Consider the following 14,327-nt stretch of genomic DNA (forward strand, 5'->3'; position numbering starts at 1 on the left):
AAAGTTTCTTAGTCTAGCATCGGGCAGACAAGCATATATTGAACCATGTATGAAATGGAGGTGCCTGTTTTTGCGTGTTTCGAATGTTACTGTCCGAAAACGGCTGGCAATCGCATTGGCAGTGGGTATCGTTGTTTTTTTTATCATTGATGTCCGTTTGGGAATTGTACAATTTTATTTAGGGGATAAGCTGACGGGGCTGGCTAAAGATTCCTGGAGCAGGAATATTCCTTTTGAAGCTAAACGAGGTGAAATCCTGGATCGGAATGGTGTCGAGCTGGCAACGAATATTTCTGCGCCAACAGTCTATGTCATCCCAAGACAGATTGAGAATCCTGGGGAAACGGCGGAACAGCTTGCTTCAATATTGGATATGACAAAGGAAAAGGCTTATCAATGGTTAACGAAACAGGAGATGAGCGTCAGAATCCCGGAAGGCAGAAAGATATCTCACGAAAAGGCGAAGGAAATTAAAGCATTAGGGATAAAGGGCGTTTATATCGCTGAAGATTCAAAGCGTCATTACCCATTTGGTGAATATCTTTCGCATGTTCTTGGCTTTACGGGCTCCGATAATCAAGGGTTGATGGGAATTGAATTGTCTTATGATAAGGAACTAAGTGGGGAAAAAGGATTTGTTAAATTTTATTCCGATGCGAAAGGGAAAAGGCTCGAAAATATGGCCGATGACTATAAGCCCCCTGTTGATGGTGATAACTTGAAGCTTACGATCGATAGCAAAATCCAGACAATCGTGGAGAGGGAGCTCGATAATGCGGAGGCGACATATAACCCCGATGGTCTAATTGCCATTGCCATGGACCCGAATACAGGGGAAATATTGGCGATGTCGAGCAGGCCAACCTTTGACCCAGCTAATTTTCAAAATGTACCTTCAGAAGTGTATAACCGCAATTTACCAGTTTGGAGTATTTATGAACCAGGTTCGACTTTTAAGATCATCACCCTTGCTGCAGCGCTGGAGGAAGGGAAGGTCGACTTACAAAAGGAACATTTTTATGATTCCGGACATGTGGAAGTGTCAGGTTCTACACTGCATTGCTGGAAAAGCGGAGGACATGGGGATCAAACTTTTCTTGAAGTCGTCGAGAACTCATGTAACCCTGGTTTTGTAGAATTAGGGAACCGGCTTGGTAAAGACAAGCTGTTTAAATATATAAATGATTTCGGGTTTGGACAAAAAACGGGGATTGATTTAACCGGAGAAGGAAAAGGAATCATGTTCAACATGGATCGAGTGGGTCCTGTTGAGCAGGCAACCACTGCATTTGGACAAGGTGTTGCCGTAACGCCCATTCAGCAGGTGACAGCGGTATCGGCGGCTGTGAATGGCGGTACGTTGTATACGCCCTATATCGCAAAGGAACTGGTAGATCCAAAAAATGGAGAAGTACTGATGCGAAAGACCCCGCAGGCGAAGAAAAAAGTAATTTCAGAAGCAACCTCGAAGAAAGTCCGAGAAGCACTTGAATCCGTTGTTGCTAAAGGGAGCGGTAAAGGAGCATTCGTGGAGTCGTACCGAGTCGGCGGGAAAACGGGTACAGCACAAAAAGCTGAAAATGGCCGATACCTTGAAAATAATTATATTCTCTCATTCATTGGTGTCGCTCCAGCGGATGATCCGCAAATCGTTGTCTATATAGCGGTGGATAATCCGAAAGGAACAGTACAATTCGGTGGGGTCGTTGCTGCTCCGATCGTAGGGAATATCATGGAGGATTCACTTAGGGCCATGGGCATCAAGCCAAGAAAAAACCAGATTGAGAAGGAAACTGTTTGGACGGATCCTGTCATGGTTGAGGTACCTGACGTTGTGGGACTCAGCAAAAAAGAGTTGCAAACCCAGCTCATCGACCTTAAGCTGGATATTGCCGGCAATGGGGATAAAGTCATAAATCAAGCTCCGGATCCAGGTGTTAAAGTAAAAGAAGGGTCCACGATAAGAATTTATCTTGGCGAAAATACAGAATAAGTATAATATAATATATGAATAGTTAAAGCGGCTGAAGAATCATCAGCCGCTTTGTTTACGGAGTCGTGATAACCCCGTATAATTGAAATTGGCTTCTCGACAAGCCAAGACTAATCACATATAATGAATCCTCAAATTAAGTTGAGAGGGATGGAAAAATGAAGCTTCACAAATTACTATCTTATTTACACTCCTTATTTACGTATGAAGGAGAAAATCCTGAAATCACCTCCATTGAAAATGATAACCGTAAAGTCATAGACGGAAGTTTATTTGTTTGTATAAAAGGTTATACAGTCGATGGTCATGATTTTGCCCAATCTGCTGTAGAACATGGAGCTGCAGCAGTCATTGCAGAAAGGCAGCTTGACCTCGATGTTCCCGTGATCGTTGTCAGGGATTCAAGCAGGGCGATGGCAATGCTTGCCGATGCATTTTATGGCCATCCTACGCAAAAGATGCGCTTGATTGGAATTACAGGTACGAATGGAAAAACGACCACCAGTCACTTATTGGAAAAGATTTTCGAGGATCGAAATGAAAAAACAGGATTGATTGGCACGATGTATACAAAAGTTGCCGATACGGTATACGAAACTAAGAATACGACGCCAGATAGCGTTACACTGCAGAAGGCTTTTCATGAAATGGCCGAAGCGTCTGTTTCCACGGCCATTATGGAAGTTTCTTCGCATGCACTTGAGCTTGGTCGCGTCCATGGCTGTGATTATGATATTGCCGTTTTTACGAATCTCACACAGGATCATTTGGATTTCCATAAAACCATGGACAGATACAGGCAGGCAAAATCATTATTTTTCTCCCAGCTCGGCAATGCCTACATAGAAAACCGTCCAAAATATGCTGTTCTTAATGTTGATGATGAGGCAACAGCTGATTTCATTAAAGTGACCGCTGCTACAGTCGTTACATACGGGATAGACAAAGAAGCGGATATCAGGGCCAAGGACATAAAAATTGATGCAAATGGCACATCATTCACCTTGACAGCGGGCAAAGAGGAGCGTTTCATTCAGCTGAAGCTAATTGGTGAATTCAGTGTTTATAATGTTCTCTCAGCCATCTCAGCCGCTCTGTGCGCGGGTAACGATCTAGATGAGACCATTAGATCAATTGAGGATATAAAAGGTGTTGCAGGCCGTTTTGAGCTTATTACAGCAAATCAGTCCTTCCCGGTCATAGTTGACTATGCCCATACACCGGACAGTTTAGAGAATGTCCTAAAGACTGTTGGTGAGTTTGCTGAAAAGAAAATTTTTGTGATAGTGGGCTGCGGCGGGGACCGAGACAAGACAAAGCGTCCTATCATGGCCGAAATTGCATGCAGGTTGGCGACTGACCCGATTTTCACCTCGGATAATCCACGCAGTGAAGATGCTGCCCAAATCCTGCGGGATATGGAAGCTGGTGTAGCAGGCAAAGAATATACGGTTATCGAAGACCGCAAGCAGGCGATTAATTATGCAGTTGCCAAGGCGGAAGAGGGAGACGTTATTTTAATTGCTGGAAAAGGTCATGAAACATATCAATTGGTCGGTGACGAGGTGCTTCACTTCGATGACCGTGAAGAGGCAGAAAAGGCGATTCAAAGTCGTTTGGGTTCAGTATGAACCAGCGGTGAATTTGTCCCGTCAACAAACAAGAAATGACAACAAGCAGAATTTTATTTTGAATTGTGTTAGGAATGAGGGAGTAAGGAATGTTGGAACAAGTAATTTTTTATACGATTTTGGTGGCGTTTTTAGTAACCGTTCTTCTTTCGCCGGTTTTCATCCCGTTTTTACGAAGATTGAAATTCGGGCAAAGTATCAGGGAAGAAGGCCCACAATCGCATCTGAAGAAAACGGGAACACCCACCATGGGCGGTTTGGTCATATTACTATCTGTTACTATCGCTACACTTGTCATGACTTTTAAATTTTCGGAACCATCAACAGAAACTTATTTATTATTATTCGTTACTTTAGGATTTGGTTTATTAGGTTTCTTGGACGATTTCATCAAAGTGGTGATGAAACGTAATCTAGGACTGACTTCAAAGCAAAAACTGCTTGGACAAATTGTGATTTCGGTCATCTTTTACTTCGTCTTTAAGCAGACAGACCGTTTTAATCCTGAATTGACGATTCCAGGTACAGACTATGCTGTTGATTTTGGCTGGTTTTATCTCTTCATCGTTATTTTCTGGCTGGTAGGTTTTTCGAATGCCGTCAATTTGACGGATGGGCTTGATGGACTTGTCTCAGGCACATCAGCCATTGCTTTTGGTGCTTTTGCCATTTTGGCCTGGAGTCAGTCACAATATGATGTCGCCATATTTTCTGTTGCGGTTGTCGGTGCAGTACTAGGATTTTTGGTATTCAATGCCCATCCTGCAAAGGTATTCATGGGGGATACAGGTTCCTTGGCACTTGGAGGAGCCATCGCTACCATCGCCCTGTTAACCAAGCTTGAAATCCTCCTGGTAATCATTGGCGGAGTCTTCGTCATTGAGACCCTCTCTGTCATCTTACAGGTAGGATCTTTTAAAACGACTGGTAAACGTATTTTTAAAATGAGTCCGCTTCACCACCATTATGAGCTTTCTGGCTGGTCGGAATGGCGTGTCGTCGTGACTTTCTGGACAGTGGGGCTGCTGTGTGCGGTACTCGGAATCTATTTAGAGGTGTGGATATAATTGAAAGAGACTGCAAAGTATTCAGAGAAAAAGATATTGGTATTAGGATTGGCAAAAAGCGGAGTGATGGCAGCTTCGCTTCTACATAAATTAGGTGCTTTCGTGACGGTTAATGACATGAAGCCATTATCGGAAAATCCTGAAGCCCAAGGACTTCTTGAACAGGGAATCAAAGTCATCTGCGGAAGTCATCCGATCGAGCTACTTGATGAAGGTTTCGAGTTGATCGTGAAAAACCCGGGAATCCCCTATCGGAATCCTATTGTAAAAGGGGCATTGGAAAAAGGGATTCCAGTTATCACGGAAGTTGAACTGGCCTATCAGATCAGTGAGGCCCCTTTCATAGGCATCACTGGTACAAATGGAAAAACGACTACGACAACATTGGTATTCGAAATGTTGAAAATCGGTGAAAAATCCCCGCTTATTGCTGGAAATATCGGTACAGTTGCTTCTGGTGTTGCTGAAAAAGCAAAATCCGATGACTCGATCGTCATTGAATTATCATCATTCCAGTTAATGGGGATAGAGGAGTTTCGTCCAGAAATCTCGATCTTGACTAATCTATATGATGCGCATTTGGATTATCATAGCTCCAAACAGGAATATGCAGAAGCAAAAGCTGCGATTACGAAAAATCAAATAGGCTCAGATTTCATGATTTTTAATGCAGATCAAGATGCCGTTTTATCCATGGCGAAAAAGACCAAGGCTGAACTTGTTCCTTTTTCAACTGAAGTGAAACATGAGAATGGCGCATATGTGGAAGAAGGTGCCGTTTATTTCCGAGGAGAAAAAGTCATTGATGTTTCAGAGATAGCCCTTCCTGGAAAACATAATTTGGAAAATGTGCTTGCAGCCATCTCGGCGGCCAAACTGAAGGGTGTCGCTAACGAAGCCATTCAGACTGTCCTGAAAACATTTTTTGGTGTGGAGCACCGTCTGCAGTATGTAGCGACGATCGAAAACCGTAAGTTTTATAATGATTCGAAAGCGACGAACATCCTAGCTGCATCCAAAGCGTTAACATCCTTTACGGAACCTGTCATCCTATTGGCAGGCGGGTTGGATCGCGGAAATGAATTCGATGAGTTAAAACCGGCTATGAAAAATGTCAAAGCCGTGATAACTTTTGGCGAAACTGCAGAAAAAATTGAGCGGGTAGCCAAAGAAATAGGAATAGCGAATATAAAACGTGTCGATAATGTAGAAAAGGCCGTGCCGGCTGCATTTGAATTATCAAATGAAGGCGACTGCATTCTTCTCTCCCCTGCTTGTGCAAGCTGGGATCAATATAAAACTTTTGAGCAAAGAGGAGACATGTTTATGGAGGCCGTGCATAAACTTAAGTAAGAGCTTTCGCAGAAGAGAAGTGAACCTGCTTCTACGTTGACACCTTGGAAAAAAGCGATAATGAGCCGTTATCGCTTTTTTTTTGACTAAAGTGCTGACAAGCAATCAGCATTGATGTTTATATTCGTACAGGCTCGAAAAACTTCCTCGAGGTGGATGTCCGTGCCATTAAAAAAATCGAATCCCGATCTTATTCTCATTATCGTCACCTTAAGTCTTTTGACCGTTGGATTAATCATGGTTTACAGTGCTAGTGCCATTTGGGCAACATATAAATTTGATGATTCGTTTTATTTTGCTAAAAGGCAGTTGCTGTTTGCCTGCGTTGGTGTCATAGCCATGTTTTTCATCATGAATGTGGATTATTGGACGTGGCGGACTTGGGCCAAGATTCTCATCATCATATGTTTTATTATGTTATTGGCGGTGCTTGTACCAGGTATAGGGATGGCGAGAAATGGATCGAGGAGCTGGATTGGTGTAGGTGCCTTTTCGGTACAGCCATCTGAGTTCATGAAGCTGGCCATGATCGCTTTTTTGGCTAAGTTTTTATCCGAACGGCAAAAGCTGATCACCTCTTTTAAAAAAGGGATGCTTCCATCCTTGGGTTTAGTGTTTTTGGCATTTGGATTGATCATGTTACAGCCCGACCTTGGAACGGGAACGGTAATGGTAGGAACATGCATCGTTATGATTTTTATTTCCGGGGCAAAAATCAGCCATTTTGTCGGCTTGGGGCTAATAGGGGTAGTAGGTTTTATCGGTCTGATTTTGTCAGCGCCGTACAGGATAAAAAGGATCACATCTTTTCTGGATCCTTGGGAAGACCCTTTGGGCAGTGGCTTTCAAATGATTCAATCGTTTTATGCAATCGGGCCCGGTGGATTGTTCGGACTGGGACTGGGGCAAAGCCGCCAAAAGTTTTTCTATTTACCAGAACCGCAGACCGATTTCATTTTTGCCATTCTTTCCGAGGAACTTGGCTTCATCGGAGGCTCTCTGGTCATATTGTTATTTGCACTAATGCTTTGGCGGGGCATTCGGATCGCACTTGGTGCCCCAGATTTATATGGGAGCCTTGTAGCGGTGGGAATCATTGCAATGGTCGCCATTCAAGTGATGATTAATATAGGGGTAGTAACGGGATTGATGCCAGTTACGGGTATCACCTTACCTCTTTTAAGTTATGGCGGTTCATCTTTGACACTTATGTTGATGGCGATCGGAGTGCTCCTGAATATTAGCCGTTATTCAAGGTTTTGACATCAGGAAAATATATGGTTGGCAAAGGGAAGCCCTGTTAAACGCAGGGTTTTCCTTTTTTTATTCTTACGATGAAAACCCTTGCAGGAAACTGATTTTGGAGGATACTTTGCCGGAAATTAGAAATAAATGAAATGCCGCTTAAATATTACCATGTATGAATGTGGGGGAATCCATAATAAATATTGGCAATACTGCTTTGTTTAGACTATAGTATAAGAGGGTTAGGCCGTACTGGGGCTTGCTTCTGCTCATTTTTCTGTTTAAAAGGTATTATCAATCTTGTAAAATAAATGACCTCATGTAAGAGGAAATGGAAATCATAACTTGGAATTTTTGGAACAACAAGGAGGTTTATCATGGATAAAGTGATAAAGCAATTAACTGAAATGAAAATCGGCAAAGTTCTTGAACGAGAACCGCTTGCGAATCATACAACTATGAAAATTGGGGGGCCGGCTGATTTATTCATCGTGCCATCATCCATTGATAATATAGAAAAAACGATGCAGGTCATCAAAGAACATGGGATACCATGGAGGGCGATTGGCAGGGGCTCGAACTTACTTGTAAGTGATGGCGGAATTGAAGGTGCCGTACTTAAATTGGATAAAGGACTTGATCATTTCGAGTTGAATGGCTGCGAGATTAAAGCGGGAGCTGGGGTGTCACTTGTCAGCCTTTCCGTTCAAATCAGTAAAAAAGGATATGCAGGATTGGAATTTGCCAGTGGGATCCCTGGTTCGGTCGGCGGAGCTGTCTATATGAACGCTGGTGCGCACGGTTCCGATATGAGTGTAATCCTCAAGAAGGCGCATGTCCTTTTTGAAGATGGAACCCTAGCTTGGCTTTCGAAGGAAGAAATGGAGTTTTCATATCGAACCTCTCTACTTCAAAAGAAACGACCTGGAATCGTACTGGAGGCCATTTTTCAATTGACAGAGGGCAATAAAACCGAAATCGTTGAAAGAATGCAGAATAACAAGAATTATCGAAAAGAAACCCAGCCGTATAATCTGCCATGTGCCGGTAGCATATTCAGGAATCCTCTTCCACATCATGCAGGTAAATTGGTGGAAAATGCCGGCCTGAAGGGACACTCGATTGGCGGAGCGCAGATTTCACCGATGCACGGAAACTTTATCGTTAACACAGGTACTGGAAGTGCTGCGGATGTTCAAGCCTTGATACAGCATGTGAAGGATACTGTGTATGATAAATTTGAAATTGAAATGGAAACAGAAGTGGAAATTATCGGCCGGAAATAACAGAGGATTTATTCTTTATATCCAAATATTGTGTTATAATGTGATACCTTTTAAAGTTTATTAAAAACAAATTTTAAGTTTGTCTTGAATCGTACTGTGTCATAAACCATCCATTTTTTCAGGAAGAGGTGAATGGGATGGAAAAGGGAAAAATCGTTTCCATTGAGGACCGCATCCCGAAATTAAAACAATTAAGAAAAAGCAAAGCAAACAGGCGACTTGTTCTTTTGCTTTCCCTTTTCTTCATTCTGGTTGCTTGTGTGCTGTATTTCTTATCCCCGTTGAGCTACGTGAAATCCGTGCAGGTAGAGGGGAATCGTTATTTTACTTCCAAGCAGATCATTAAATTGAGTAAGGTGAAGAAGGATCAAAGCATCTGGAAGGTTGATACAGGGACCGCCGCCGCTAATATCAAAAAAAATAAGGAAATAAAAAGCGTTCAGGTAACACCTGTATTTCCTAATTCCATTAAAATCACGGTTTCGGAACATAATAGGATGGCATATCTGTCCAATAATGGTAAGTTTGCTCCAATTTTGGAAAACGGGTCGGTTTTGGAGGAATTAGCAACAGGCGAAATTCCAGTATTTGCCCCGGTTTTAATTGGTTTCAAAGAGGGTAAAGCATTAAAGTTGCTTTTAGAAGAGCTGGACAAGCTTCCTGTCGAGATTCAGAATGCCATATCTGAAATTCATTATGCTCCAACCAAAACCGATGACTACCATATCGTCATGTTTATGAACGATGGGTTTGAAGTAAGTGCGACAAGCCGGACTTTATACGAGAAAATGATCCACTACCCATCGATTGTCAGCCAGTTGGATCCAAAGGTAAAGGGAGTCATTGATCTGGAAGTGGGTTCTTATTTTAAAGCATATGAAGACGCTGAACAAAAGGAAGGCACCAATGAGGAAAATTAATGGCAAACGGGTGGTCTTACCCCTAGTTTGCGTTGTTCTCGGATTTATGATTGCCTTCTCTTACAATCTGACCAAAGATGGTAAAGGAGTAGTGAAGGATAAAGCCTGGGATCAGGAATATGAGCTAAGGCAGCAACTGATCGAACAAGAGAAACAGAACAGGGATCTTCAGAATGAACTCCTTCAAAAGCAAGAAAATGTATCCAAAATTGAAAAAGACCTAGCGCAGGAAAAGCAGTTATTTTACAATTTGGCCAAGGATACGGAAAAATACCGGATGTTTCTTGGAAAAGTGAAAGTGAAAGGCACAGGCCTTCAGGTGACTCTTGAAGATGGTACAGATATGGACTCAGAGGCCAATGTTAATAACTACCTGGTTCATGAACAGCATGTCTTCAAGGTCGTCAATGAACTATACATATCAGGTGCAGAGGCTGTTGCGATTAACGGTCAAAGGTTAAATCATGATTCTTACATAGTATGTAATGGGCCTGTGATCACAATTGATGGCCATCAGCATCCAGCTCCATTTATCATTTCTGCGATTGGGGACCCTGATGTCCTGGGTGCTTCACTGGACTTACCCGGTGGCATAAAGGAACAGCTGGTTAATGAGAATATTATCTTTACAGTGGAAAAGCAAAAGAATATCATTTTTGATCCAATTATTGGAGGGTGATTAGATCGCCGGATTCGATGAAAGATTGGTGAGAAACTGGAAATGAAAAAAAAGCTTTCTTTTAGTTTAGTTACGTTGATTGCTGGCTTCATGCTCGCAATTCAATTCAATTTGGTGAATCACCCTGTCGTTTCCGATACAAGGGATATGTGGGAGCTGAAAAATGATTTATTGAAAGAACAGCAGACCCAGGCGGAATTAATAGAGGGTATCAGTAAGCTTGAGGGGAAAATTGCATCCTATGAAACAAAGAAAAATGAGAGTAAAGAGGAAGTATTACGTGACACCCTGACCGAATTAAAGACTGATGCAGGTTTGACCGAAATAAAAGGTAAAGGGGTAATCGTGTCTATACAGCCTATAAAAGAAGAAATCCTTCTTGGTAAGAGGATCGAGTATATTTCACCTGTATTGATCATTCGGCTCATAAATGAAATGTATAGGTTTGGCGCTGACGAAATTTCCATTTCAGGACAAAGGTATATTTCAACATCGGTTATTCGTGATATAAATGGGCAGCCGAAAATAGACGGATACCCTCTAGTTGATTACCCGGTCGAAATAAAGGCAATTACCGTTAATCCAACGAAATTGAAGCAGCGTATTGAAGGATCGGAACTTATGGATGATTTCTTTATAGATAATTTTGAAGTGCTGATTAAGGCACCTTCAGGTGAGTTGACATTGCCGGCCTACCAAAATGCTATTAATGTAGAACATATGGAACCCATTATGGATGGGGGGGAATCGTAATGTGGTTGCCAGTTTTTGGACTCTTGATTGGAATCACCCTTGGTTTTTTGGTGGATTTCGATATCCCCCATGAATATTCAAATTATCTCTCCATTGCCGTGCTTGCTGCTTTTGATACCTTATTTGGAGGCATAAGGGCTCATCTGCAAAACCTTTATGATGAAGTTGTATTTGTAACAGGATTCTTCTTTAATATTATTTTGGCCGCAGGTTTGGCTTTTCTAGGTGTACATCTTGGTGTAGACTTGTATTTAGCCGCAATCTTTGTGTTCGGCGTAAGGCTCTTTCAAAATATCGCCCTGATTAGAAGGATACTAATTGAAAAATGGTCCATTTCCCGGAAAAAGCAGAAAAAAAATCTATAATTTTAAAGGGAATTAAGTTGTAAATGACGAATAGTTTATGGCAGTATCTAGTTTAGAAATGATATCAGTTATGTTGAGAAGCGAACAATAAGCACTTGAAAACAGAAGAATCTACGAGTTTGTTTGGGAAATGATAAATGAACCGCATAATGAATTAGCGAGTTGTTGTAATCAGTTCTGTTATTTTATAATGAATAAGTCTATTAGATATAAAAATGTTATTCTACTAATACATGTAAAACCTGAAGGAGGTGCCATGGAATGAACAGCAACGAAATATACGTAAGTCTTGACATCGGTACATCCAGTGTAAAAGTTATCATTGGGGAAATGGTCAATGACACATTAAATATAATCGGCGTTGGAAATGTTAAATCAGAAGGGCTCAAAAAGGGTTCAATCGTCGGTATAGATGAAACCGTCCAATCCATTCAAAAGGCTGTCGAACAAGCAGAACGGATGATTGGGATGGAGATAACAAAGGTAATCGTCGGTATAAGTGGAAATCACGTGACGCTTCAGCCTTGTCATGGGGTAGTAGCGGTATCCAGTGACAATAAAGAAATTACTGAGCATGACGTTTTCCGTGTCAGGGAAGCGGCGGAGTTAATAACGATACCGTCCGACAGGGAAATTATCGACGTGGTGCCGATTCATTACAAAGTTGATGAACTTGATGAAATCAGTGATCCAAGGGGCATGATAGGTGTTCGGTTGGAAATGAGAGGGATTTTGATCACAGGTCTTCGGACAATTTTACATAATACGCTGCGTTGTGTGGAAAGGGCAGGGTTAGAAATAACCGATATCGCTCTTCAGCCCTTAGCAGCAGGTTCCCTTGTTTTATCCAAGGATGAGAAAGAACTTGGTGTGGCACTTGTCGATATTGGGGGAGGTTCCACGACTCTTGCAATTTTCGAACAAGGCTATTTACAATATACGTCTGTGATACCGATAGGCGGGGAAACACTTACGAAGGATCTTTCCATCGTTCTAAGGACAACGATGGAAGAAGCTGAGAAAATAAAAGTAAAGCATGGACATGCCTTTTATGATGACGCGTCTGAAGATGAAGTATTCCAAATACCGATCATCGGTAGCGACCAGCAGCAGCCCTGCAACCAGTTAATGCTTTCGGATATCATTGAAGCGCGTGTGACCGAAATATTCGAGTTGATTCAAGATGACTTGAGAAGACTTGGATTCCAGGATATTCCGGGTGGTTTTGTGTTGACCGGGGGCGTAGTTAAGATGCCGGGAGTCCTGGAGCTTGCTCAATATGTGTTCCAAAACCGCGTCAGGACAGCTGAACCGAACTACATCGGTGTTAGGGAACCACATTATACGACAGCTGTTGGTCTGATTAAACACGCATGCAAGAAAGAGAGAATGCAAAAAAACACCGCTAATAAAACTCCTGTAGCAGCTGGACAAGCACAAGAAGATAATGACCAGCGCAGCCAAAAGGTTTCTCAGAAAAGCAAAGAGAACACGGCTAAAAACCAAGGTGAAAAAGGTGAATCTAAATTCAAAAAAATCCTGGGTTACTTTTTTGAATAACAATCATTAAGAATCGGGAATTTCGTCAAAATAGGAGGATTGTCATGTTGGAGTTTGATTCTAATTTAGAACAATTAGCAACGATAAAAGTAATAGGTGTTGGCGGCGGCGGAAACAATGCGGTAAACAGAATGATCGAGCATGGTGTACAGGGTGTCGAGTTTATTTCTGTCAATACAGACGCACAGGCACTTAATCTATCAAAAGCAGAAATTAAAATGCAAATCGGTGGGAAGCTTACACGCGGTCTAGGTGCAGGCGCCAATCCGGAAGTAGGAAAAAAAGCTGCAGAAGAAAGCAAAGAGCAGATTGAAGAAGCGCTTAAAGGTGCCGATATGGTATTCGTAACTGCTGGAATGGGCGGCGGTACTGGAACGGGAGCGGCTCCTGTCATCGCTGGCATTGCTAAAGATTTAGGGGCTCTTACAGTGGGTGTTGTTACTCGTCCATTTACTTTCGAAGGCCGAAAACGTGCAACACAGGCTCAAGGCGGCATTTCATCCATGAAGGAATCGGTTGACACACTAATCGTCATTCCGAACGACCGTCTTCTTGAAATCGTCGATAAAAGCACGCCAATGCTTGAAGCGTTCCGTGAAGCCGATAATGTTCTACGTCAAGGGGTACAAGGGATTTCAGATTTAATTGCAGTTCCAGGTCTTATTAACTTGGACTTTGCCGATGTTAAGACCATCATGTCCAACAAAGGTTCCGCTCTTATGGGAATCGGGATTTCCTCCGGGGAAAACCGTGCAGCAGAGGCGGCAAAAAAAGCCATCTCCAGCCCGCTGCTTGAAACATCGATTGATGGTGCCCAAGGCGTACTGATGAATATAACAGGTGGAACGAACCTAAGTCTTTTTGAAGTCCAGGAAGCGGCCGATATCGTGGCTACTGCATCCGATCAAGACGTAAACATGATTTTTGGTTCGGTTATCAATGAAAACCTTAAAGATGAAATCGTCGTTACAGTGATTGCCACAGGCTTTAACGAGGTTGAAGCTTCAATAAGGCCTACTGGACGTCCCACACTCGGACAACAGCAGCAATCAAGACCTCAGGCACAACAAACGCCACAGTCAAACGTGAAGCGTGAAGTGAAGAGAGAAGAAGTCAATGAACAGCCTGCACGTAATGCTAATCAAGGTGAAGAGGCTTTGGACATTCCAACCTTCCTCCGTAACCGTAATAGACGTCGTTAATATCGACGTCATATGCCGTTCCCATTTGGGGACGGTTTTTTGCCGTTTAAAAGATGCATGCCTAAAAAAAGCACTCGATTCCAAGGACTTTGGAATAATGGGACTTTTATCCAGTGGTGTCACTCGATTCCAAGGCTAGCTGAAATCTTAATAATAGCATCCTTGATTGATGTCTAAATGTCCCTATGCGGTGGAAGACCTGTTTCCGCTGCATGATGGAGTATCTGGGGTAAGTACCCTCTTTTCGTTAAGCTTTCGTTCACTTTTCATACG

Annotated in this window: 12 protein-coding genes; all 12 read left to right on the forward strand. The window is 42.4% G+C overall.

Annotated elements, in window-relative coordinates; translation table 11 throughout:
• Positions 1 to 70: 70 nt before the first annotated feature.
• The 12 genes from SB775_RS00660 to ftsZ all read left to right on the forward strand — a co-directional run bounded on the left by SB775_RS00660 (position 71) and on the right by ftsZ (position 14,054).
• Positions 71 to 1,993 carry a stage V sporulation protein D gene (locus SB775_RS00660; protein WP_089362411.1) on the forward strand — a complete coding sequence of 641 codons (1,923 nt, stop codon included), beginning with the start codon at positions 71 to 73 and terminating at the stop codon, positions 1,991 to 1,993.
• A 158-nt stretch (positions 1,994 to 2,151) separates the two neighbouring features.
• Positions 2,152 to 3,624, forward strand: coding sequence for a UDP-N-acetylmuramoyl-L-alanyl-D-glutamate--2,6-diaminopimelate ligase (locus SB775_RS00665; RefSeq protein WP_410860248.1), 1,473 nt, complete (start codon positions 2,152 to 2,154; stop codon positions 3,622 to 3,624).
• Positions 3,625 to 3,713: 89 nt separating this feature from the next.
• Positions 3,714 to 4,691 carry a phospho-N-acetylmuramoyl-pentapeptide-transferase gene (mraY, locus tag SB775_RS00670; protein WP_061462325.1) on the forward strand — a complete coding sequence of 326 codons (978 nt, stop codon included), beginning with the start codon at positions 3,714 to 3,716 and terminating at the stop codon, positions 4,689 to 4,691.
• Complete coding sequence (murD, locus tag SB775_RS00675; protein WP_410860249.1) at positions 4,692 to 6,044, forward strand: UDP-N-acetylmuramoyl-L-alanine--D-glutamate ligase; 1,353 nt, start codon at positions 4,692 to 4,694, stop codon at positions 6,042 to 6,044.
• Between the two features lie 156 nt (positions 6,045 to 6,200).
• The gene (gene spoVE / locus SB775_RS00680) at positions 6,201 to 7,307 is read left to right on the forward strand and encodes a stage V sporulation protein E (protein ID WP_061462327.1); all 1,107 of its coding nucleotides are present in this window, start codon (positions 6,201 to 6,203) and stop codon (positions 7,305 to 7,307) included.
• Between the two features lie 359 nt (positions 7,308 to 7,666).
• Positions 7,667 to 8,575, forward strand: a complete 909-nt coding sequence (gene murB / locus SB775_RS00685) for a UDP-N-acetylmuramate dehydrogenase (RefSeq protein WP_410860250.1) — start codon at positions 7,667 to 7,669, stop codon at positions 8,573 to 8,575.
• A 137-nt stretch (positions 8,576 to 8,712) separates the two neighbouring features.
• On the forward strand, positions 8,713 to 9,495 hold the full coding sequence (locus tag SB775_RS00690) for a cell division protein FtsQ/DivIB (RefSeq protein WP_061462329.1): 783 nt from the start codon (positions 8,713 to 8,715) through the stop codon (positions 9,493 to 9,495).
• Entirely contained in the window at positions 9,482 to 10,174 is a 693-nt protein-coding gene (locus SB775_RS00695) for a DUF881 domain-containing protein (protein WP_410860251.1), read from the forward strand. Before SB775_RS00690 ends, SB775_RS00695 begins: the two co-directional genes overlap by 14 nt.
• A 42-nt stretch (positions 10,175 to 10,216) precedes the next feature.
• Complete coding sequence (locus tag SB775_RS00700) at positions 10,217 to 10,927, forward strand: DUF881 domain-containing protein (RefSeq protein ID WP_061462331.1); 711 nt, start codon at positions 10,217 to 10,219, stop codon at positions 10,925 to 10,927.
• Positions 10,927 to 11,292: a small basic family protein gene (locus SB775_RS00705; protein ID WP_076366662.1), complete on the forward strand. Its 366-nt coding sequence runs from the start codon at positions 10,927 to 10,929 to the stop codon at positions 11,290 to 11,292. The genes SB775_RS00700 and SB775_RS00705 overlap by 1 nt, the downstream gene beginning before the upstream one ends.
• Before the next feature lie 261 nt (positions 11,293 to 11,553).
• On the forward strand, positions 11,554 to 12,852 hold the full coding sequence (gene ftsA / locus SB775_RS00710) for a cell division protein FtsA (RefSeq protein WP_061462333.1): 1,299 nt from the start codon (positions 11,554 to 11,556) through the stop codon (positions 12,850 to 12,852).
• Positions 12,853 to 12,896: 44 nt separating this feature from the next.
• The gene (ftsZ, locus tag SB775_RS00715) at positions 12,897 to 14,054 is read left to right on the forward strand and encodes a cell division protein FtsZ (RefSeq protein ID WP_061462334.1); all 1,158 of its coding nucleotides are present in this window, start codon (positions 12,897 to 12,899) and stop codon (positions 14,052 to 14,054) included.
• The last annotated feature ends 273 nt before the right edge of the window (positions 14,055 to 14,327 follow it).

It is taken from the genome of Peribacillus sp. SIMBA_075 (assembly GCF_046534585.1).

Excerpts from the sequence above, each read along its gene's own strand:
- SB775_RS00665 (WP_410860248.1), top strand. The coding sequence starts at position 2,152 with ATGAAGCTTCACAAATTACTATCTTATTTACACTCCTTATTTACGTAT.
- mraY (WP_061462325.1), top strand. The coding sequence starts at position 3,714 with ATGTTGGAACAAGTAATTTTTTATACGATTTTGGTGGCGTTTTTAGTA.
- spoVE (WP_061462327.1), top strand. The coding sequence starts at position 6,201 with ATGTCCGTGCCATTAAAAAAATCGAATCCCGATCTTATTCTCATTATC.
- murB (WP_410860250.1), top strand. The coding sequence starts at position 7,667 with ATGGATAAAGTGATAAAGCAATTAACTGAAATGAAAATCGGCAAAGTT.
- SB775_RS00690 (WP_061462329.1), top strand. The coding sequence starts at position 8,713 with ATGGAAAAGGGAAAAATCGTTTCCATTGAGGACCGCATCCCGAAATTA.
- SB775_RS00695 (WP_410860251.1), top strand. The coding sequence starts at position 9,482 with ATGAGGAAAATTAATGGCAAACGGGTGGTCTTACCCCTAGTTTGCGTT.
- SB775_RS00700 (WP_061462331.1), top strand. The coding sequence starts at position 10,217 with ATGAAAAAAAAGCTTTCTTTTAGTTTAGTTACGTTGATTGCTGGCTTC.
- SB775_RS00705 (WP_076366662.1), top strand. The coding sequence starts at position 10,927 with ATGTGGTTGCCAGTTTTTGGACTCTTGATTGGAATCACCCTTGGTTTT.
- ftsA (WP_061462333.1), top strand. The coding sequence starts at position 11,554 with ATGAACAGCAACGAAATATACGTAAGTCTTGACATCGGTACATCCAGT.
- ftsZ (WP_061462334.1), top strand. The coding sequence starts at position 12,897 with ATGTTGGAGTTTGATTCTAATTTAGAACAATTAGCAACGATAAAAGTA.